This window comes from Candidatus Omnitrophota bacterium (genome assembly GCA_041649175.1).
GTDB lineage: Bacteria > Omnitrophota > Gorgyraeia > Zapsychrales > JBAZNR01 > JBAZNR01.
In genome coordinates this window covers 625,616-646,963 of record JBAZNR010000001.1, presented here as the reverse complement: position 1 = coordinate 646,963, position 21,348 = coordinate 625,616, and the positions used below count along the sequence as shown (strand labels likewise).

At 43.8% G+C, this 21,348-nt stretch carries 17 protein-coding genes and 2 riboswitches; of the genes, 4 read left to right on the top strand and 13 right to left on the bottom strand.

Annotated features, from left to right (window positions below):
• Window positions 1–2 precede the first annotated feature (2 nt).
• The 8 genes from purH to WC676_02415 form a co-directional block, all read right to left on the bottom strand.
• Complete coding sequence (purH, locus tag WC676_02450; GenBank protein ID MFA5059468.1) at window positions 3–1,559, bottom strand: bifunctional phosphoribosylaminoimidazolecarboxamide formyltransferase/IMP cyclohydrolase; 1,557 nt, start codon at window positions 1,557–1,559, stop codon at window positions 3–5.
• A 24-nt stretch (window positions 1,560–1,583) separates the two neighbouring features.
• Entirely contained in the window at window positions 1,584–2,114 is a 531-nt protein-coding gene (locus WC676_02445) for a type 1 glutamine amidotransferase domain-containing protein (GenBank protein ID MFA5059467.1), read from the bottom strand.
• A 107-nt stretch (window positions 2,115–2,221) separates the two neighbouring features.
• Entirely contained in the window at window positions 2,222–2,386 is a 165-nt protein-coding gene (gene rpsU, locus WC676_02440) for a 30S ribosomal protein S21 (GenBank protein ID MFA5059466.1), read from the bottom strand.
• 167 nt (window positions 2,387–2,553) lie between these two features.
• Window positions 2,554–3,774, bottom strand: a complete 1,221-nt coding sequence (locus WC676_02435) for a KamA family radical SAM protein (protein ID MFA5059465.1) — start codon at window positions 3,772–3,774, stop codon at window positions 2,554–2,556.
• Entirely contained in the window at window positions 3,771–4,796 is a 1,026-nt protein-coding gene (locus tag WC676_02430) for an ATP-grasp domain-containing protein (protein MFA5059464.1), read from the bottom strand. The genes WC676_02435 and WC676_02430 overlap by 4 nt, the downstream gene beginning before the upstream one ends.
• A gap of 249 nt (window positions 4,797–5,045) precedes the next feature.
• Window positions 5,046–5,705 carry an endonuclease III gene (gene nth, locus WC676_02425; GenBank protein MFA5059463.1) on the bottom strand — a complete coding sequence of 220 codons (660 nt, stop codon included), beginning with the start codon at window positions 5,703–5,705 and terminating at the stop codon, window positions 5,046–5,048.
• Window positions 5,706–5,717: 12 nt separating this feature from the next.
• Window positions 5,718–6,398 carry an NAD(P)H-hydrate epimerase gene (locus tag WC676_02420; protein MFA5059462.1) on the bottom strand — a complete coding sequence of 227 codons (681 nt, stop codon included), beginning with the start codon at window positions 6,396–6,398 and terminating at the stop codon, window positions 5,718–5,720.
• The gene (locus tag WC676_02415; protein ID MFA5059461.1) at window positions 6,388–7,401 is read right to left on the bottom strand and encodes a PAC2 family protein; all 1,014 of its coding nucleotides are present in this window, start codon (window positions 7,399–7,401) and stop codon (window positions 6,388–6,390) included. The genes WC676_02420 and WC676_02415 overlap by 11 nt, the downstream gene beginning before the upstream one ends.
• 192 nt (window positions 7,402–7,593) lie before the next feature.
• Window positions 7,594–7,672: riboswitch (cyclic di-GMP riboswitch) on the top strand.
• Window positions 7,673–7,777: 105 nt separating this feature from the next.
• Here WC676_02415 and WC676_02410 point away from each other — a divergent pair.
• The 4 genes from WC676_02410 to WC676_02395 all read left to right on the top strand — a co-directional run bounded on the left by WC676_02410 (window position 7,778) and on the right by WC676_02395 (window position 17,712).
• Complete coding sequence (locus WC676_02410) at window positions 7,778–9,766, top strand: hypothetical protein (protein ID MFA5059460.1); 1,989 nt, start codon at window positions 7,778–7,780, stop codon at window positions 9,764–9,766.
• 33 nt (window positions 9,767–9,799) lie between these two features.
• Window positions 9,800–12,373 (top strand): hypothetical protein, encoded by a 2,574-nt coding sequence (locus WC676_02405; protein ID MFA5059459.1) that lies wholly within the window; start codon window positions 9,800–9,802, stop codon window positions 12,371–12,373.
• A 277-nt stretch (window positions 12,374–12,650) separates the two neighbouring features.
• Window positions 12,651–12,769: riboswitch (cyclic di-GMP riboswitch) on the top strand.
• A gap of 134 nt (window positions 12,770–12,903) precedes the next feature.
• A complete protein-coding gene (locus WC676_02400) occupies window positions 12,904–14,877 on the top strand; it encodes a Hint domain-containing protein (GenBank protein MFA5059458.1) in 1,974 nt (657 codons plus the stop codon).
• 18 nt (window positions 14,878–14,895) lie between these two features.
• Entirely contained in the window at window positions 14,896–17,712 is a 2,817-nt protein-coding gene (locus WC676_02395; GenBank protein ID MFA5059457.1) for a hypothetical protein, read from the top strand.
• A 75-nt stretch (window positions 17,713–17,787) separates the two neighbouring features.
• Here the strand turns inward: WC676_02395 and era are convergent, their stop codons facing one another.
• The 5 genes from era to WC676_02370 are packed head-to-tail and all read right to left on the bottom strand — an operon-like array spanning window position 17,788 to window position 21,342.
• Window positions 17,788–18,714, bottom strand: a complete 927-nt coding sequence (era, locus tag WC676_02390; protein MFA5059456.1) for a GTPase Era — start codon at window positions 18,712–18,714, stop codon at window positions 17,788–17,790.
• Window positions 18,711–18,983, bottom strand: coding sequence for a hypothetical protein (locus tag WC676_02385; GenBank protein MFA5059455.1), 273 nt, complete (start codon window positions 18,981–18,983; stop codon window positions 18,711–18,713). The genes era and WC676_02385 overlap by 4 nt, the downstream gene beginning before the upstream one ends.
• A gap of 9 nt (window positions 18,984–18,992) precedes the next feature.
• Entirely contained in the window at window positions 18,993–19,973 is a 981-nt protein-coding gene (locus WC676_02380; GenBank protein ID MFA5059454.1) for a bifunctional oligoribonuclease/PAP phosphatase NrnA, read from the bottom strand.
• A gap of 32 nt (window positions 19,974–20,005) precedes the next feature.
• Complete coding sequence (locus tag WC676_02375; protein ID MFA5059453.1) at window positions 20,006–20,908, bottom strand: PfkB family carbohydrate kinase; 903 nt, start codon at window positions 20,906–20,908, stop codon at window positions 20,006–20,008.
• Window positions 20,909–20,922: 14 nt separating this feature from the next.
• Window positions 20,923–21,342 (bottom strand): secondary thiamine-phosphate synthase enzyme YjbQ, encoded by a 420-nt coding sequence (locus WC676_02370; GenBank protein ID MFA5059452.1) that lies wholly within the window; start codon window positions 21,340–21,342, stop codon window positions 20,923–20,925.
• Between the last annotated feature and the right edge of the window lie 6 nt (window positions 21,343–21,348).

The window sequence follows — 21,348 nt, the reverse complement described above, 5'->3', positions numbered from 1 at the left end:
GCTCAATGCTTAAAATGCCGAACGCCGGTTACAACCATAATGATCTTTGACTTATCCGCCGCTTTGATGACATTGGCATCTTCGATAGAACCGCCGGTTTGGATGATCGCCTTGATCCCGGCTTTTTTGGCAAGCGTTACCGTGTCAACCTTAGGGATAAAAGCATCAGAGGCTAAAACAGCACCACGCACATTTTTTCCGGCCTTCTTTATCGCTGTTGCCGCGCTTTCCACGCGACTGGTCTGGCCGCAACCAACACCGACGATATTTTTTCCTTTGGCGAGAACGATCGCGTTGGATTTGACATTCTTAACAACTTTCCAAGCAAAATGCATTGATTCCAACTGATCCGCCGTAGGCTTTAATTTACTGACAACTTTTAATTCGGAAATATTAAGCTTTCTGCTGTCTTGATCCTGCAGTAAAAGTCCGCCGGATACTTTCTTAAAATCAAATTCCTTGGGTTTAAAATTTTTCAGATCCACTTCGATGATGCGGACGTTTTTCTTTTGAGTTAAGATCGCTAAAGCCTCTTTATCAAATCCCGGCGCAATAATACATTCCATAAAACCGCTTTTAGCGATCAGTTTTGCCGTCGCCGTATCCACATCGCGGTTAAGGCCTATGATCCCACCAAATGCTGACAAAGGATCGCACGCGTGCGCATTTTGATAAGCCTTTGCTAATGATTTACCCTCGCAGACACCGGTCGGATTATTATGTTTAATGATCGTTGCCGCCGGCCCGTCAAATTCCCGGATAATGGCAACGGTCGCGTTAAGGTCCAAAATATTATTGAAAGAAAGTTCTTTGCCGTGCAGTTGTTTGATTTTGGCTAAACCAGTTTGACTATCACTATCACGATAAAACGCGGCCGCTTGATGCGGATTTTCTCCGTAACGTAGATCCTGAACTTTAGAAAATCGTAAGGATAATTCTTTGGGAAGCCCGGAAAAATCTCCGCTGCGTAAACGATTGGTTAGATAGTCGTAAATAATACTATCATAGCGTGACGTGGTTTGAAATGCCTCTAAAGCTAAATTGATCAAAACAGCATCGGAAAGAATGCCGGTATTAGTGTCTAATTCTTTTAAAATTTCTTTGTAGCGGGAAGGATTGCAAACAACGGCAACACTTTTAAAATTCTTAGCCGCCGAGCGAAGCATGGAGGGCCCACCAATATCAATATTTTCGATGACCTCTTCTAAGGCAACATTCTTTTTTTGGATGACGCGCTCGAACGGATAAAGATTAATAACAACCATATCGATAAGGCCGATATGATGCTCTTTAAGCTGCTTCATATGTTCGGGATTATCACGGACCGCTAAAAGCCCGCCGTGAATAGAAGGATGTAGCGTTTTTACTCTTCCGTCGAGCATTTCGGGAAACCCGGTATAATCCGAAACTTCGATAACCGGAATGCCAAAGTCTTTAAGTGTGCGCGCCGTTCCTCCGGTGGAAATGATCTCAATGCCTTTTGCATGAAGCCCTTTAGCAAATTCGTTTAAACCCGTTTTATCCGAAACGCTGATCAGGGCACGCTTAACTTTAATCATAGATGTTCCTAAAAATAAAGATACTTACGATGTTTTCTTGTTTAAGGCGTTAATGATCTCTTTAGTAAACGCCGGAAGATCTTCCGGCTTTCGTGACGTGATCAAATTTCCGTCTACCACAACTTCTTTGTCTATATATTGAGCGCCAGCGGCGATCAGATCATCTTTGATCGCAAAGAAACAAGTTACTTTTCGTTTCTTTAAAATATCTGCTGAAACCAAAAGCCATCCACCGTGACAAATAGCCGCTACAATGCGATTCTTGACATGAAGATGTTTTATAAAATCAATAACTTTCGGAAAACGGCGTAACATATCCGGCGCGTAACCGCCGGGAATAATGACACCGTCAAAATCATTCGCATCGGCCTGGTCAACAGAACAATGAACTTTGACCGGATAACCTTCTTTACTTCCATAGGTTTCCTTGGTGCCGGTCCCAATGACAACGACATCCACGCCTTCTTCTTTAAGGCGAAGCAAAGGGTACCAAATCTCTAAAACCTGATAAAGGTCTTCGGCAAGGATGGCAATTTTTTTCTGACGATCAGCCATTGTTTTTATTTTTGAAAACGATCCGGAGATATTGATTACTTTAAGCAGAAATAACGAACGGCAGAATACCAGCAGGATAAAACTTATACGCTAGAATTCCTCCAAAACTATCTTCGTTGACCGCTGCCCTTACGTCTTTTTCGTTCTGAAGGTTTTGAATAATAGCGCCGTTCTTTGGCCTCCATAAGAAAACCTTCTTTTTGACATTGCTTTTTGAAGATCTTCATGGCTTTTTCAAAACCATCTTTATCGGTAACTTTGACTTCAACCATTGATTCCACTCACCTTTTTATAATTTTTCCCCTAACATTCGGCGCTATAATAACATAGAGTCTATTAACCGTCAATAAAAAGAAAGTCTGCGGAAAGCGGAAAAAGAAGCGGGCCCATGACAGTTGCTTGCAAGCAGCTGTTATGGGCCCGCTTTCCAAACTTTCGTTTACTGCGGATCGTAGTATGTAAACTTCTTACCGGCAAAATTCCTTAAAACACATTTGCCTTTATTATAGGAAATAACGTAATTCGGGCCAACGGGGATCTTGCCCCCGCCGCCGGGCCCGTCAATAACAAATGTCGGGATCGAATAACCGGTGGTATGCCCGCGCAGCTTCTCGATAATATTAATTCCCACCGAAACCGGTGTTCTAAAATGATCGGATCCTAAGATCGGGTCGCATTGATAAATATAATACGGCCTCACCCTGATCTTTAAAAGTTCATGGAACAATTTGCGCATAATATGCGGACGGTCATTAATGCCTTTTAAAAGAACTGTCTGACTGCCCATCGGAATTCCGCTATCCGCCAACATATCGCAAGCCTGCTTGACTCGTTTTGTCACTTCCCGAGGATGGTTAAAATGAACACTCATCCAAATCGGACTGTATTTTTTAAGCATCGCGACTAATTCCGGCGTAACGCGTTGTGGCAATGTCACCGGAATCCTTGTCCCAATACGCACAAATTCAACATGCGGAATAGCTTTAATGTTTTGAATAATACTTTCCAGCATCCCGTCTCCCAACGTCAAAGGATCTCCGCCGGAAATAAGAACATCGCGGATCTTTTTATTGGAACGGATATAATCATAGGCCGCTTCATACGTCGCTGGATTCAATGTTCTTTGCCCGTCGCCCACCATGCGTGAACGCGTACAATAACGGCAATACATCGCGCACATTTCATTGACTAAAAATAAAACTCTGTCCGGATAGCGGTGGACTAATCCATGGACGGGAGAATTTTTATCTTCTCCGCAAGGATCGGTTAACTCGTGCGCTGATTTTTTCATTTCGGCGGCCAAAGGAACTGATTGTAAACGAATAGGACAGCTAGGATCTTCCGGATCGATAAGGCTGGCAAAATAAGGAGGAATAGACATCGTCAGTTTATCCTTGCACCCATCAACGCCCTTTTCCTCTTCGGGAGTCATTTTGATGATCTTAGATAAAACGTCTTTGGTGCGAATTCTATTTCTGATCTGCCAACGCCAATCTTCCCAATCAACCGGCGTCGCTCCTTTAAAAAAACTTAAGATGCGGTTTTCCGCGGCCGTCAAAGGGATCTTCGGCTTATCCGAGACAGATGTTGCCGGTGCTTGATCAACTATAATACCATCGTGCTGTATTTCTACGGCTGTCGACGGATTGATTTCGTTCATCGTTTGGCCTCCTTGTATTTGCCATTGGTTAAACCGTGACGGCTTAACCCAAAACCAAGTATCTCATTGACAATATCATTGTAAGTGATCCCGCGTGCCTGCGCGATAAAAAAGAAAGCATCTTCTTGAGATAAAGACGGCAAAGGATTAACTTCCAGCATAAAAGGTTTTCCTTTTTTGTCGACGCGAAAATCGATCCTGGCAAAATCATAACATCCTAAAGCTTTAAAAGCCCTAACGGCTAATTCCTGCATTTGCGAACTTAGCTTCTTTGAAATTTGAGCCGGACAAATATACTCCACCGTATCTTTGCGCAGTGAAACACGATCGGAGGTAAAAAACACATCTCCCAGATCTTTTTTTCCGTCAATATTGATCTGAACGACCGGCATCGCCTGAGGATGTTCATTGCCCAAAACCGCCACGGTATATTCCGAACCACGGATAAATTCTTCAACCAAGGCCGGTTGTTTGTATTGCGTTGTAACTAGTTCTACCTGGCGTTTAAGCCCTTTAAAATCATGGACTTTCGCATTCTCGGTTAATCCTTTTGATGTTCCTTCGCAAGAAGGTTTCACGATCAAGGGAAAACCGATCCTGTTTTGTTTCTTCAGATTTTCACAATTGCGCGCTTCAAAAAATTTCGGCGTCGGAATTCCCTCAGCGATAAAAACGCGTTTCGCCATCACTTTGTCTAAGGTGATCCCTAGGGCTAATCCATCAGACCCGACAAAAGGAATTCGTTTTGTTTCTAAAAGAACCGGAACTTGTGATTCGCGGTTACGTCCAAAACGGCCTTCTGCAATATTAAAAACAATGTCAACGTTCAACTGATCGATCGTTTTTAAAAGATTAAAGATATTTCCGATTTTTCTAACCGTATGCCCTGCCGATTCAAACGCCTGAGTAATGCTATCGACAGTCGCGGATGAATCGTGTTCCGCATTCGCATCCGGCGGATCGCCTGCATCAGGTGTCCAATCTTGCTTTAGATCATAGGTAAGGCCGATTATCTTTTTCATTGTTTTCAATTTGTTTCAAAAAAAGAAGGGACCGCTAACGGCGAGTCCCTTAACAAAATTCTTGGTATGTTTGAAGTATGCTCCTTAGAGATGTTGCTATTTTTTTCTGCTGTTGATTTCTAAAAATACTTTTTATTTTCTCCGACGGAAAAACTAACAATTTTTTTTGAAATAAAATTCACATCAATAAATTTTAACAATACTAAATTTTTAACATACACACTGTTGATTGTCAATATTTTTTTATCATTAACGGCTTAATTCGACTTCTTTTCGTTGACAAAGATCCTTAACAGCACAGCGAGAGCAAAACGGTGATACGGGTTTACAAATATTCTGTCCCCACATGACCAATAAAGCATTATATTCGATCCAAAATTTTTTAGGCAATTTGGCGCGCAAGGCCCACTCTGTTTCTTCCGGTGTTTTTGTTGCAATATAGCCAAAACGATTTGAGATGCGATGAACATGAGTATCAACGCATATTCCTAACTTTCCAAACCCTTCTGTCATCACCAGGTTGGCTGTTTTACGCCCCACCCCGCGCAATGTTAATAATGTATCAATATCAGCTGGAACTTGGCTCGCAAATTTTTTGATCAAAGTCTGACAAATTAACTTTATATTGCGTGCTTTCGTTTTGTAAAAACCGACCGGGTAAATCGTCTTTTCGATAGTGGGAATACTGAGCCTGAACATCCCTTGAGGACTGGCCGCCAAAGCAAACAATCGCTCAGAAGCCGGCAAGGTCACTTCGTCTTTTGTGCGCAAGCTTAAAAGGCAGGATATTAAAACTAAAAACGGGCTTTTCCATTTTCTTCCAACCATGGTGACGGAAGGTGTTTTTAAATTTTTGACTTCCCGGCGCAGTGTTCGAATAATTTTTTCAATATTGGGATTATGAGCCATACCATCAAACTTTCACTTGAACAATCGTTTTGGAATGCCTATGCTTAAAGTTTTTATCTGGCCCGTATATTTCGGGCCGTCGTTATAGAAAAATCCCTTTTTAGGAAGATTGAAAGTTATTGTCCGAGAAGCATTTACGCAAATTCCGTGAATTTTCCCGGTTGTTGCGTCCAGTCCGGACGGGATATCTATAGCGAAGACACATTGAGCATATTGATTGATCGTTTTTATCATATTAAAAAATGGTTCGTTAATAGCTCGATTTAGCCCAACACCAAAAATAGCATCAACGATCAGTTGCGACCGCAAGATATCACGTCGAACCAAAGATGGAGTAGCTGTTGATCTGACAACAGGGATTTTCAAAAGGCGCAAAATTCGATAATTTAGGACGGCGTCTTCTTTTAATCGATGCGGCGAGCCAAGAATAAAAACTTTGACTTTAATTCCGGCGCCGCTTAAATAACGCGCGATGACAAATCCATCACCGCCATTATTGCCTAAACCACAAAATACTAAAACAAGATTTTTCTTTAAAGAAGACCTTTTGCTTTTAAGCGTTCGGATGATTTCTTTGGCGGCGGCACGCCCCGCGTTCTCCATTAAAACAATGGACGGAATTCCTATTTTTGTGATGGCGATACGGTCGATGCGTTGGGCTTGGGCGGATGTTAAGAATTGCTTACTTCTCATGAAAACTTTGCTCTTGGTCGGAACGCTTAAAGAGCTCTAAGAATCTGTCTTCATAGTCTTTGTAAATATGCCATTCATCTAGTTTCTTTTTGAGCTCCAAGGCGTAAGAAATATCCTTTTGGGATTTTACAAAAAGTTCTTCGATCTGAGCTTTGGCAGAAGACGGTAAGTGACTGCGCATATCTAAAACATTTTTGATCATATCAATGTCTTCCGAGCTAATAGGAAGTTCGTTCTCCTCGTCGGGAAAAGGCCTTTTGACCAGATCCATCAAGCGTTCCATTTCTTCTTCTAAAGCTTTGCCGGCTATACGTAATTCATTTAAATCTATCCGAAACTTAAGGAACTTGGCTAAAGTTTCCAGAATAGCCAAAGACGCATAAGGATTTTCGATCTGGGTCGAGTAAAATGGGATCTCTCCCAAAAGGCATGCGCCGGAAAGTTTTCTTTTCTTTGCTAATCCTAGAAAAAGCCCGTTAAGCCCGCTGATATTTCCAGAGGCAATGGGCTTAATGCCGAACTGTTCAAATTGCGTGATCAATTTTTCATGGGTAGCGGCGCACCAGACCTTTGGGGTTGCCGTATAATCAAAAGGGGTGATCATCGCCGCGAATGTTAAAAATGTGTCGATCTTAAAACCGCGGGCAAAATCCAGGATCTTGGCGCCATAGGCTAGTGCTTTTTCTGGCGAAGGTTGAAGGTCGCTGATAAAAATGATCAGGTCACGGCCGCCATCAGGGTTTTTCCAATAGAAAAATTTTCCTTCTGTGAGCTGTTCTAATTCAATAACTCCTTTTTCAACCACCACATCAGTCTGATAGAAAATCTTTTCACTGGAAAACTTGGCAAAGCATTGCGCCTTAAGTTGATTTTTTAAGTAAACAGCGGCTTTCACGGCCACATTGCCCATGCCAGGCCACGCCGCGATGAAGACAGGATTATTGAGCCTGACCTTCTTCTCGACGGTGATCATGGAGGTTTTATGTTGATTGCACTTTTTCATCGCCATCTATCTACAATATTTTCTAATCGGTTAAAAAACAATAAAGAAAACGCTATTATTCTGTGCAATTTTAAGCCTTCTGTCAATTGAAAAACTGTTTTTGTATGTTATACTTTACGCAAGTACAAAGAAGAACAGTAAAACGTTGAAAAAGGCAAACCATTTTCCTGCTGAAAGTTTTCCCAGGGAACCTCGTGTGATGAGCAAAGAGGCCGTAAGGATGGGACGCAAAGCTATAGGGTCCAGCATTTAGGACAGCCTAGCCGCCAACAAGACAAGCTATTTTTGTTTGGCCGTCTCATCTCTTAAAACAGATGAGATTTTTTTTGTGAAAACGAAAAAACGTACTAGAATAATCCTAAAAGGAGAAATAGCGATGAAGATCAAAGGCTTATCCCTTACTGAACTTTTAGTCACCGTAGCCTTAGCAACGGCTGTTTTTGGCGCAATCGCTATTGCTAATCACGCCGGTATCGACGCGGCTTTGTCCGGCAGTAGCGGCGCGGAGATCGTTGCCAGCAGCCGCAACGCCCTCACACGACTTTCCCAGGAAATTTCTCTGTCCAATGAAAATCTTATCGCGGTCGTCTCTCCTTGCGCCGAAAGTGAATGTCAGGGAGAAAAAATCCTTTACAAAGTTCCTGTAGCAGGCTTAACTCCAAAAGCCAATAGTTATTACGATCCGGATGGAAAATTAAAATTCGGCGCTTTAGTCGGCAACGCGCACAGACAGGACGCTATTTATGAAATTAAAGTCAATCCTCAAGGACAACTCGTTAAAAATGTTCTGCGTAACCCTGCTAATGACTGCGGCGACGGCGAATGTAACGGAACCGACACAGTCGTTAATTGCGGAAAAGATTGCTCATCCTGCCTCCAAGCAACGCCATTTTTCGATGGGCAATGCAGTTGGGGAGAAACTTTAGATAATTGCTTTGATGATTGCAATTACTGCGGCGATGCTGTCTGCAGTAGCACAGAGCGTTGCATGATTGACACAGTAGAAGTGCCGCCTCCTGATGTCGATGGAGATGGTAAGGGCGACGATCTTACCGGAGACTCGCCTGGCAACACTTCAGGAACGACCGCCTGCCGCAATTTCCTACTTTCTTGCATTGTTAATCTTAATCAATGTAAATCGAATATTGAGAATAAATGTACTTCTGTCGAGGGTTGTTCCTATCCCATGCCCTGCTTGGAATATCTTGAACAATGCTACGGCGACCCTGCTAATTGCGGAGAACTTGCCAAAACCGTTCCGGAAGAATGCAAGGCACATTTAGAGACTTGTAAAGGAGATCCTACCAATTGCGAATTGCAAGTTGAAAAATGCTATGACGGCTTTGAACAAAATTGTCCTTACACCATGGACTGTTTGGACGACCTAACGGCTTGCTATCAAGATGCTGATCGATGCAAAGCAGACTTGGAGGAAACTCCGCCCGAAGTTCCTCCTGTGGACCCAAATTCCGAAGAATGCGAAGCCGACTGCGGAAAATGTTTAGGAGGAGAGGATAATCCGACGACACCCGAAGATGAGATCCAAGCTGACGAAGAGGAACAAGTTCCAGAGGAACAAGTTCTAATGGATGTGTGGGATTCCTTATTTTCACAAAATTCTGGTTTAGTTTTCGCGCAAGAAACACCGTCCATCGCTTCAGCCGGCGAAACAGTCATCGCGGAAAAAATGGGCAGCCTTGATTTTACCCTCAATAAGGGAAGCCGCACGGTAGCTATTGACCTGACCTCATCCCAACCTCAGGCCGGCATTCAAAGAGGACGGACATATAAGCTAAAAACAAAAGTCTCACTCAAAAACCCGGGCTATAATTACACCACGATTGATGCCTGCGGAGATTATCTTTGCGGAGGCAGTGAAGATCAAAATAATTGTCCTCAAGATTGTTTGGAGCCGGCTGTTTGCGGCAACGGAACATGTGATGCCGGAGAAACCTGCACGGATTGTTCCGGTGATTGCGGCCAATGTCAATGTGGCGACGGAGAATGTAACGGCAATGAGGCTTGCGGATGCGCCGATTGTTCTCCTTGTTGCGGTGACGAAACCTGTGACGCCAATGAAACCTATGTTTCTTGTCCGGCGGATTGCGACGCGCCGCCGCCAGCGTGTAATAACAATGGAAGCTGTGAAGAAGGCGAAACTTGCGCTAACTGTGCCAATGATTGTTGCGCACCGCCTGATCCATGCGGCGACGGAGTATGCAAAGGCGCTGCGGGAGAAGATTGTACCAGCTGTCCCGCGGATTGCGGAGTATGTCCTCCCGCAAATTGCGGCGATAAAACATGCGACAGCAAAACAGAAGATTGTCACAGCTGTTCTGCTGACTGCGGAGCATGCCCGAAATAGAATTTCCAGGGTTTTGCTTTAGGAGAGTTCGTTATGCTTAAAAGACTTCGATCACAAAAAGGCATTTTTCTATCGCTTATCGCCTACCCTGTCTTTACTCTTTTGGTGGGATTAAGCGTTGCTGTCTTCATTCGCTCAACTAATTCCAGTAGCCAAGCCCGCGCTTTATACAATGAAACTCGTGCCGAATATAATGCCATCAAAGGTATTGAATACGCGTCACTGGAGATCAAAAAACAAAATTGGGGAACAACTCAATCTTTCCTCACTCACGCTGTCGCAAACGACGGCAGTTTCGCTTTAAGTACGTTGGCGACACCGCCTGAAGCGCAAGTTACCGGCGCGCGCATTGAGAACGGCAATTATGTCCTAGGGAATGCTTCTGACGGTTTCCAAGTTAAAGTGTACCGTTACGGTGACGAAGTTTATATGCTGTCACAAGGCACTTTGGGAAGCCAAACAAAATTATTTATCAATAAGATCGCCGGAACTTCGCTTTATAATTATCTTGGATTCTATCCGGGCAATGTTCTTTTTAGCGGAACCCTCTGGGATGCTCGAGGGGGAAAGATCCATGCTAATGGCAATATCGAATTTCGCGCCAGCGCGGTCATGAACAACGTTAACGAACTTAGCGCTTCCGGCAATGTCAGAATGAACTATGAATGGCGCGAGATCCATCCCAACGATCTAGCCATTGTGGGGCGCTACCCTTGGATGTTCTGGCCGTTTAAAAGGCCCAATAATTTTCCAAGTCCGTACAATCCTGAAGACCCCGCATATTCCGCCATTGCAAAAGACTATCGTAACGGTATTCACGGCTATTACGAAGGTGCTCGTGCTGGGCTTTTGATGTCCAATCTTGTGGAAGACGGAGGAAATTATGACGGTTCCTCGCCGACTTGCAACACTCCTACGGCCGGTTCATCGTCATGTAAATTTGTTCCTTGGGACGCGACACCTTTAGACCCTGACGGAACTCGCGAACCTATTTATCCGTGGGGAAATCCTGCGACTGCTCCGCAAGCCGGTCCATGGAACATTGATGACGGAGACCAAAGTTATGTTTATATGCAAAAAAATGTTAATTGTTTGGTGGGTTCCAATTGCGCCTCACATTTAAATCCGGATAATCAAGCATCTTTTTATGACTCAGCCATTAAAATTAATGGGATAAAAATTCCGCCTCGTTTTGTAGGCCACACCTACGATGAATTTAGGTATTACCGTAAGTACAATGAGGGCGATACTAAAATGGCTATCGATCTTACGAATGCTAAAGAACAAACTGACGCTTGGAACAACTATATCGAATCTTTTCCCGCTGATATCAACCTAGAAGAAGGCGTGATCACCGGACTTTATGATGAAGATTCCAGCCGTCCTATCGTTCAGTTTGAATCTCCCATGATCACTCCTCCGAACATTGATACAGACGCTCTCATTGCTATTGCTAAAGATTCTAACGAAGGAATGTCCATCGAGTCCAATGATCTGGGACAGATCATTGTTACCGTGAACGGCGTTCAGCGCGCTACTTTGTCGTACCTTGAAGATCCGGAAAACCCAGGAGGAACCACAGCCGCTTGCGAAGACGACGGAAACTTTACTATTTTCACGCCCAAAATGTTCGTAAACCACAAGAGTGGGAAGATGAATACCGCTGTTGAAATTGATATTGGCAATCTTATGCGCTGTGAACAAATTGCGGGTAATATCGGGAAGTGGCTTCCCAGCAATGGACTTCTTTACTCCGAGGAAAGTATCGCCTTGGCCAATGCCAAGAAAATTCCTGTTGGAGGGCTTACTTCCATCGTCGAAGGAAACCTTATTTTAAAAGGAACTTATAATCACCCTGATGATGAGGCCGATTGGGCGCCAAGCGCGTCTATTGTTTCCAATAAGATTTATCTCGCTTCCGATGGATTTAACTATCCCACAAGCTTGCCCTATCCACAAAGGCATCCGGAATATCCTTATTCACGCACATATGGCAGTGTTACGGTCCCAGCTAATAACATCGGTTTTGTTGCGGGACAATATAACTGGGTTTATGACCATGATTTCGACGGAAACAGCTCTGTCCCGGCGGCCCAACGAATGCCTAACCGTGTTAAAAAACTTGTCAACGGAGAGCTGCAGCCCATGGTAAACGGTGAGACGATCTATTATGACATTTCATTAGTTGGAAAATATGTTCGAAGTATTGACCATCTCGAACAATGGGGCTTTCATGCTAATGTTGGAGATATTAATACGGCACCAAGCCAGTGGTCGCGCGTTTACGCAACCATTATCGGCGCTAATATCGAGCTAAGCAATGAATTCCCGGCAAGCGGCCCAGTGGACGGTACCAATTGGCGAGAATGTGATCAATCAGGATACTCAGCTAGCCAAAGAATTACACCGCCCTCGTATTGCCGTAGCACTTACCCTCAATCGGATTCATTGAGCTGGGCAAGCTCACCAACAAGGATTTACCAAGAACGCTACCGCACCGATACCATTCGTCCTCCCGGAGATTATATGGGGCTTTACCAGGCGGCGCTTTTGGAAATACCCTTCACAGAGCAAAATTGGACTCACCACTACCAAGGATTGAGTTAAGCGAAAAAATCTAAAAAGATTTAAAAAGATGTGGCGTTTCTATTTTTCCGCTCCCAACCTTTCTCGATTTAATTCTTTATAACCCGTTTCACAATAGCATGTTAAGGAAAATATATATACTGCCTTTGAAAAGCAAAGAAAACGCTATCCTCATTTCTTGTTTTTCACCCATCATCAATTGAATTTTGTTTTTTACCTGCTATACTTTCTCTAAGAAATGTGATATGTTGAAAAAGATAAATCCCGAAGAAAAATAGGATTTATCACGTTAGTTTTTTATCTGACGGGGTAAACCATCCGTAAGGATGGGGCACAAAGCCAAAGGTTCCTTGTTTGCGGTTGGTTTTTAATTCGCGCAAGCGAAATAAAAACCACAAGGAAAGCCGTGCTGCCAACAAGAAAAGTCTCATCGCTTGTTTCGCGCGGATGAGATTTTTTTATTTTAAGTTCTTTTCTTCTAAAAAAGTTCTTGAAAGATAAAAATATTTCCGTTGATCACCATTGATCATCATTATTGAGGAGGATACACAATGAAGACTCAAAAAACAAAAATAATTAACGCACTCGGGTTTAGCCTCGTTGAAGTTATGACTGTTACTGTCCTTTCGGTTGCCGTCATTTCGGCGATCGCTATGGCCAGCCGAGCCGGCATCGGGTCTTCCTTGGTGACAGCCAACAAAACGGCCTCTATCGCTAGCGCGCGCAGTAACGTAGATGCGATCGCGAAAGAGCTCTCTTTCTCTAATATCAGCGATAACACTGTTCAAATCCTCCCCTGCGATTCTAATGTTAATTCCCCCAATTATTGTACAGGACTTCCACCAGGGGAGGAAAATCGCCTCTTATTTAAACTTCCCATTGCTGACACAAACCCTGTCGCCAATACTATTTTTACGCCTGAGGGTAGCGGCACGGCAAGAATTAAATACGGAGCAAATGTCAGCAATGTCCCAACACAAACAGGTTGGGTCGAATATAAGGTCACCTTTGGCCCAGATGGAAAAGAACATCTTATGCGTAATATCGTTTATTCGGATACGGTTGAGATCTGCGGTAACGGTGAATGCGAGTCCCACGAAACAGTCGAGGGATGTGCAGTAGATTGCGTTTCATGCCTGGCTCACCCCGATGTAAACGATGCCGCTCACTATGACGGACGTTGCGATAGGCCGTATGAAAATGAAACAAATTGCCTTAATGATTGTCCTCGCTGTGGTAACGGTGTCTGTGACAGAGAAGAACGGTGTATTGAACTAACAGCCGCAGAATCTGGGGGCAATGTCGCGCCGGCTGATGACCATGTCATTAACCCCCGGCTTGAAGAAGAGGATGATACAAATGTCTTTACTTCCGGAGCTAAACTTTCCGATGACGATATAAGAAATGTTAATAATGTCGGAGATACTCTTCCACGTGAAGAAATTGGACCTGGCAATGTCACTCCCGAAATCGTTATTCAATGTAATCAGGACTGCTGTCATGAATATATTCCGGATGATAATATCGGCCCCCTGGGATTTCTCGACTTATTTACCGGTACGGCTTATGCAGAAGACAATGCCCGAAGACTATCTCGAGCCACCACGCTCGGAGAGGCTAAAAGTATTTTATTCCAATATGGAGAAACTACACCTGGTGTAAAAAATGGAACTATTTTGATCACCCTTGATGCCGGAAAAGACGCAACTCCGACGACGCAAAGAACAAGTTCAAAAGTATCAACAACTGTTTTCTTGAAAAACCAAGGAATTCCCATGACGGGCGCTTTATGCGGCGATGGCATCTGTAGCGATGCAGAAAATAGCACAGAATGTCCCGAAGATTGTAATGATAATCCGGCTAATTGTGATAACGACAATATTTGTGAGGCGGCCGAAAATTGCCCGACGTGTCCCTATTGCCCTCCTTGCGCGCCACGCTGTGGTGATCAAATTTGTAATGGCAGTGAGACAAGCGGTAGTTGCCCACAAGATTGCCCCACTTGCCCTGACGGTTACTGCAACTCAGCATCGGAAAACTGCAGTATCTGTCCTTTGGATTGCGGAGCGTGTCCACCACCACCGGTTTGCTTTTTAGCAGGAACAGCCATTACCATGTCCAACGGTTCACAGAAACCGATTGAATTAGTCGAGATAGGTGATGAGGTTTTATCATTTGACGAAAATACGGGTGAATTTAAGCCTGGGAAAGTTACAGAAATTTTTGAGCATAATTCCGGCGATTATCTTATCATTAACGGAAACTTAAAAGTAACGTCAAACCACCATTTTTTAAGCGATGGCCAATGGGTTGAAATAGGTTCGCTTAAAACAGGCGATGTTCTTTTAAACAATAAAAAAGAAAATGAACCTATCCAGTCAATTGAAAAGATGACCGAAAAAGTAAAAGTTTACAATATTGAGGTAGACAGTTACCATAATTATGTCGCCGGAGGTTATGTTGCTCACAACAAGCCGCGGCCAAGGGAGCGTCCGAGCGAAAACCCTATCCATATCGGCAACTAAAAATAAAGAGGGGTTAGCATGTTCAAGAAGGCAATTTCCAACAATCAAGGTTACGTCTTAACCGTCATTGTTCTGGCGATATTACCGCTTTTACTCGCCTTTAGCGTTTCTTCATTTGTTGTTTCTATCAACAATGCTAACCAGACGCGTATCCTTTTTAATTCTTTAAAAGCGGAATACAGGGCTATTAAAGGCATTGAATACGCCGGCATTGAAGTTAAAAGACAAGCTTACGGTTCAGACGAATTTTTAACGCATGAGTTGGATATCGCTTCAGGTGAGCTGACTTCTGTTACAGCTAATGGGACTTGCCCTCCTTTTCAAATCCACGATAACGACCTAGATGGCGTTGACCACATGGAGCAATTAGAAGATTGTTCTTATGCCAGAACCGCGGCCTTTACCGGTGAGACCGAATTTGAGGTAAAAGTTTACCAAAAACCCAGCCCTTCAGGCGGAGATAATATTATTTATGTACTTTCTAAGGGCATGGCCGGTGGACAGACAAAGCTTTATATCAATCAACTCCCCGGAACTTCCCTATATAATTACCTCGGTTTTTATCCGGGGAATGTCAATTTTGGATGGCAAACCTTTGATGCTAAGGGCGGCAGAATTCACTCTAATAACAATATTGAATTTGGGTCTGACACAGAAATAAATAATGTCAGTGAGTTAAGCAGTTACGGCAATATGTACGTTTACACCGGAAAATCCGTCATGCCGGGAGACGAGAACAGCCAATACGGTTGGCGTTACCCATACGTTATACCCATCGGATACAGCGCCGCAAATCCACCGCCCAACAATGCCACAGGAAGCTATGCTAATAAGGAAGACGGTTATTATGCCGGCGAACGTCTTGGCCTTTTGGTGTATGATCATCGTGCTGACGGCGAACATTTAAACGCCGCCGGAAATGCTCTTATACCCGGCCCTGGCTTTCGTTATTGGAGATCTTCTGATCCTAATCCTGATCCCTTAATAAATATAAGCCCTATTTATCCATGGGACGATTTCAACGATGCAACATCCACAAAACCTCGCTCTCCCGACCAGCGCGACATCAACGGAGATGGCACCATTGATGACGTTTGGGATTTAGGCAGCGTTGATCGTAATTATATTTATCAAGAACAAAATGTTAATTGCAGCCCTACTCCTTTTAGTCCCGCGGGAGCTTGCGCCACCGCAAATCCTGTCGCTAATAACAGTAATTTTTATGGCTATACACTTAGAATAAACAATACATATCTCCCTTCCCGAACAACGACGCCAAATTTATTAAGTGATAGTGCTTACGGCCCCGCTAACTATTATGAGCAACCGGCTTATTACGGGCACTCCTTATCGACAGACCCAAAGAAACGCAGAGAAACATTTCATTCGGAATTTACCCCGACAGCGTGGGATGATCTTATGAATAACTTTCCTATTGACCCGGTAACCGGACGTGTTGTCAACGATGACGGCAGTATTTCGATTACCGGAATTTATGATGAAGCTGCTAGCAGCCCTGTCATCAAAGCTGGACCCTTGCGCGGCGGAAATTATATTTCCCCACCTCCTATTGATGTTCCGGCGCTTCAAGCAGAGGCCGAAGAATCAGGCCAAGGAATGTCTATTAAAAGTATCGTCAACGATTCCGGTGAGACGAAGATTCGCATAACAGTCAACGGAACACCTCTGCCAAATGATCTTGATCCGGCGCAAGGAAGCACATTGGAGTGCACCGGTAATTCCGGGTCTGTTACGGCATTTGAGTACAAAGAATTCATTAACCCGGAAAGCGGACGTCTTAACAACGCAGTGCGTGTTGATGTTGGGAAACTTATTGAATGCAACAATCAAGAAGGCCAGCAAGGACGATGGCTACCTAACAATGGGCTTATGTCCGTATCGGACTACGGTGTTTCTTTAAAAAATTCCTCTCAGCTTCCGACAGGAGGCCTCACAACTATTTCTGAAGAAAATGTATTTTTAGAAAGCCATTATAATCATTGGACACGTGACCAAAGTGCAAGCGGAACTACTCCACCCGCATCCGGCTGGAGCTGGCAGCCTTCGGCTATTATCGCCGCTAAACGTGTTTATCCGGTTTCCGGAGGATTTTTTGGCAGCGATCTATCAAGACTTCCCGTTCCCTATTACCATGCTAATTTCCCCTATGAAAGCACTTATACTGATTCTAACGGAGACGAAAGAACCATCCCTGCAGGCAACGGTTGGACAGCAACCGACGAATTTGGGACCTTCAACTGGCTAGGAAAATATGATAACTTAATGGCCCCAAAAGTTGATGAAAGCAACACAGAAAGTTTTCGCACTGCAGGCCAACCTGCCGATCCCAACTATGGAAATTATTATTTTGACGTATCTTTGATCGGCCCTTACGCCCATGACCCAAGAGTATTGGAACGATGGTATTTTAACCGTACCCCAGGAGATGAATTTACTACTCCGCCAACAAATACTATGGGCCATAGATTCGCTATTTTTACGGGCGCTTTTGTACAGTTAGAAACCCCGTCTTTTCCAGCCAACGGCTCTATTGATGGGAAAAGCGAACGCCGATGCACCGATTCTGTTGTCCTTAACGATCCTGGCGGATATGCGATGGGCGGACTTCCAATCCCCTGTCGCACGGTTGCCGGCGGAAGCGGCACTTCAGCTTTCTTATTTCGTGCGGCCAACGAAGAAAAAATCTATCAAACCCGCTATCTAGCTAATACCATTCGTCCTCCGGGAAACTATGTGGGACGATATCAAGGTGTTTTACTTGCTATTCCTTATACAGATCACAACTGGAACTATCATTACGCACCGTTAGGATAAAGGATTAAAAAATTGACGGCGCCCCGACAAAATGTCGGGGCGCCTTTTTTATTATCCTATTTTCTAAATTCTCCCTTAAAACGTATATCCCATTTCTTCCAATAAGGAATGATCTTCCCGCCATTTCTTTTCCAGCCGGACAAAGATCTCCAAGAAAACTTTTCCTCCCAAGATTTCTTCCAGTTCTTCTCGTGCCTGCGTCCCTACTTTTTTTAAAATTTGGCCGCCTTTTCCAATAACAATTTCTTTTTGTGATTCACGCTCCACCAAAACCTGCGCGCTAATATAGGTCAGTTTATTTTTCTTTGGCACAACTTGGTCAACCACCACCGCCAAAGAATGCGGAACCTCATCACGCATTAATCTTAAGAATTTCTCACGGATAATATCAGCGATCATAATTTTTTGCGGAACATCTGAAATAATATCCTGCGGGTATAAAGCCGGCCCCTGAGGTAAGCGCTCAAAGATCAAGTCCAGCAATGTATCAACATTATGTCCTGTCTTGCTCGACAACGGTAAGAGAACCATTCCTTCAATTTCCGTAACAGGTTTTTTCTTGATCTCCTGCCAAAGCTCGATATACTGCGCGACATATTTGCCCTTTAGGTCAATTTTATTAAGACCCACAATAATCGGTGCTTTAATGTTTCTTAGGCTCTCAATCACCACTCGCTCTTCTTTTCCTGTTGCTTCGCTTGAATCGACCAGATGAATAATGCAATCCGCTCCGTCTAAAGCCGCCAAAGAAGATGTATGCATGAATTGATCCAGCTTATCTTTGCCCAAATGCACACCCGGCGTATCAATAAAAACGATCTGTCCTCGCTCATCATTATAAATGCCTCTCATTTGATGACGGGTTGTCTGCGGCACCGTAGAGACAATGGCTACTTTTTCTTTGAGGATATAATTGACGAGAGTAGATTTTCCCGTATTAGGACGGCCGACAATGGAAACAATACCTGAGCGAAGATTTTCTTGATTAGAGAGTTGCGTCATGCTGATTTTTTCCGGTACAAAAGAGTGATGACCACCACAATCGTAAAACAAATAATATTGATAATATTAAACGCCTTCCAAACCACATCTTTAGACGTTAACCCCGACGGTGCCATGAACAAAAGGCAGACCCAAACACCCCCCGCCCACCAAAGGCTGATATCATGCGAAGATCTTCTTTTGATGATCCGCGCGATCAAAGGGATATTCCAAAGAGGTAAAATAACCGCCGCGATCAGGCCCATCGTTTCGATCCAATGGCTCATCATAAAATGATCTTAGATCTTTCCGTTGATTAATTGGCAGGCTTGATTGACAAACTTTTCTATGGTTTTTTTATTGTTATGGATACGGCACCCCGCCACATCCGGATGGCCGCCTCCGCCATAAGATGTCGCTAAGCGCCCGACATCAATGTCGCCTTTGGACCTAAGGCTTACACGCAGCATATTATTCTCGATCTCCCGGAACAAAAGAGACACTTTGACATTTTCAATGAACATCATCTCATCGGGAACCGCGTCAACGTCTTCCTTGCTTCCTTTAAATTGTTCAAAATCTTTTTGGTAAATAATAGACCAGGCAAGTTGATTTTTTGCTTTAAATGAAACTCTCGATAAACATAGTCCCGATAGTTGCACGGCGGAAGGTTTTTTCTGCCAATAATAACGGTCGGAAATACGGCGAAAATTGATCCCCACGCGCATGATCTTGGAACAGATCTCAAAAGTTGTCATATTGACATCGTGCCGGCTAAAAGAAGACGTTTCCACCAAGGTTGACGTAAGCAAGCACTCAGCGATTCGTTTGTCTAAGGGGATTTTTAATTCACTTAAAATCCAAAAAATGATTTCTCCGACCGAGCAAACGGCCGTATCAACAAGCTGTATATCCCCAAATTTAGTCCGGTACGTGTGGTGGTCTATTTCCACAATACGCTTTGACTTCTTAAAAACATCCTGGATCCGGGATAATTGATCGATATCACCACAATCAACGCTGATCGCTAGATCTGCCGGTTGATGATGATGTTGTTTGATACGTTTTGCTCCGGGTAAAGTTTTATAACGCGCCGGAACCTTGTCAGGACAAAGCATTTCAACCTTTTTTCCGAGCTTCGATAAACCAAATCCTAATCCCAGCATTGACCCGATGGCATCTCCGTCGGGATTCATATGACAAGCGACGATAATAGTGCGGCTGTCTTTAATAAGCTGAGCGATCTCTTTTAAATTTACATCAAACCATTTAGATTTCATTCATAGGCCCTTCGGTTGTCGATCGTTGATGATCAGGGAGCAATAAACTCTCTTAATTTTTTAAGGCGTTGATTCATTCTTGCTAAAGTAAGGTTTTCTGTTTGATCCGGGCCAAAACCCTGGACATTAAAGGAAGCGGCCGTTGTCGCGTACAAAACAGCCTTTCTAAATGTATCACGATTTATCGTTTTTGCACAACTTAAACATCCCATGAGGCCACCGGCAAAAGTATCCCCGGCACCGGTAGGGTCTACCACTTCTTCAACCGGAAAAGCCGGAAAAGAGAAGCTGAACCGGTCACTATAGAATAAGACGCCGTGCTCGCCTTTTTTGATGACGATCCAGCGGGGGCCGATCTTTCTAAGGAATTTAGCAGCTTTAATAATATTCTGTTCTCCGGTCAGCATTCTTGCCTCACCATCATTGGCGACAAAAAGATCCACCCTTTTCATCAACCGTAAAAGTGAAGGCCTCTTGATCTTGATCCAAAGATTCATGCTGTCTAGCCCTACCATGCGTGGTTTTTTCATAAGGTTAAGCAGGCTTATCTGAACATCGGGATCAATATTCGCTAAAAATACGTTCGGAATATTCTTTTGCTGTAAAGAAATCTCCGGAATAAAGTTCTCCAAAACACCCAGATGCGTCGCGTGCGTCAAAGCCGCGTTCAAGTCCTCTTTTTTATATTCCCCATCCCAACGAAATGTTTCTCCGGAAACACGGCTAAGCGACGTTAAGTCAATGCCTCTTTTTTTAAGAAATTGAAAATGTTTCTGAGGAAAATCTTTCCCCACCACGGCGACTAAATGCACCTTGGTAAATAAACGCGCGGACATGCAAAAATGCACCGCCGAGCCGCCTAAAACATTTTTCTTCGCACCGGCCGGTGTTTTAATGGAATCTAACGCCACTGTTCCCACAACAACTAAACTCATTTTTTATCCTTTTGTTATTCGCCGATAATTTTTACCAAAACTCTTTTGCGCCGGCGCCCGTCGAATTCTCCGTAGAAAATTTGTTCCCACGGCCCAAAGTCAAGCTTGCCATTTGTCACCGCCACTACCACTTCGCGACCCATGACCTGACGTTTTAAATGCGCGTCAGCATTATCTTCTCCCGTGTCATTATGGCGGTAAAAAGATACCGGTTCATGGGGAGCGAGTTTTTCCAGCCAATCATCATAATCTTTGATAAGGCCGTTCTCATCATCATTGATAAAAACACTCGCTGTGATATGCATAGCATTCACTAAACAAAGGCCATCTTTAATACCACTTTTATCAATAAGTTCTTGGACATTATCGCTGATATTAATATAATCTCGTCGATTTTTTGTATTGAACCAAATTTCTTCCCTATAAGATTTCATTGATTT

Excerpts from the sequence above, each read along its gene's own strand:
- WC676_02405 (MFA5059459.1), top strand. The coding sequence starts at position 9,800 with ATGCTTAAAAGACTTCGATCACAAAAAGGCATTTTTCTATCGCTTATC.
- WC676_02445 (MFA5059467.1), bottom strand. The coding sequence starts at position 2,114 with ATGGCTGATCGTCAGAAAAAAATTGCCATCCTTGCCGAAGACCTTTAT.
- WC676_02385 (MFA5059455.1), bottom strand. The coding sequence starts at position 18,983 with ATGATGAGCCATTGGATCGAAACGATGGGCCTGATCGCGGCGGTTATT.
- purH (MFA5059468.1), bottom strand. The coding sequence starts at position 1,559 with ATGATTAAAGTTAAGCGTGCCCTGATCAGCGTTTCGGATAAAACGGGT.
- era (MFA5059456.1), bottom strand. The coding sequence starts at position 18,714 with ATGACGCAACTCTCTAATCAAGAAAATCTTCGCTCAGGTATTGTTTCC.
- WC676_02435 (MFA5059465.1), bottom strand. The coding sequence starts at position 3,774 with ATGAACGAAATCAATCCGTCGACAGCCGTAGAAATACAGCACGATGGT.
- WC676_02410 (MFA5059460.1), top strand. The coding sequence starts at position 7,778 with ATGAAGATCAAAGGCTTATCCCTTACTGAACTTTTAGTCACCGTAGCC.
- WC676_02395 (MFA5059457.1), top strand. The coding sequence starts at position 14,896 with ATGTTCAAGAAGGCAATTTCCAACAATCAAGGTTACGTCTTAACCGTC.
- rpsU (MFA5059466.1), bottom strand. The coding sequence starts at position 2,386 with ATGGTTGAAGTCAAAGTTACCGATAAAGATGGTTTTGAAAAAGCCATG.
- WC676_02415 (MFA5059461.1), bottom strand. The coding sequence starts at position 7,401 with ATGAAAAAGTGCAATCAACATAAAACCTCCATGATCACCGTCGAGAAG.
- WC676_02400 (MFA5059458.1), top strand. The coding sequence starts at position 12,904 with ATGAAGACTCAAAAAACAAAAATAATTAACGCACTCGGGTTTAGCCTC.
- nth (MFA5059463.1), bottom strand. The coding sequence starts at position 5,705 with ATGGCTCATAATCCCAATATTGAAAAAATTATTCGAACACTGCGCCGG.
- WC676_02370 (MFA5059452.1), bottom strand. The coding sequence starts at position 21,342 with ATGAAATCTTATAGGGAAGAAATTTGGTTCAATACAAAAAATCGACGA.
- WC676_02380 (MFA5059454.1), bottom strand. The coding sequence starts at position 19,973 with ATGAAATCTAAATGGTTTGATGTAAATTTAAAAGAGATCGCTCAGCTT.
- WC676_02375 (MFA5059453.1), bottom strand. The coding sequence starts at position 20,908 with ATGAGTTTAGTTGTTGTGGGAACAGTGGCGTTAGATTCCATTAAAACA.
- WC676_02420 (MFA5059462.1), bottom strand. The coding sequence starts at position 6,398 with ATGAGAAGTAAGCAATTCTTAACATCCGCCCAAGCCCAACGCATCGAC.
- WC676_02430 (MFA5059464.1), bottom strand. The coding sequence starts at position 4,796 with ATGAAAAAGATAATCGGCCTTACCTATGATCTAAAGCAAGATTGGACA.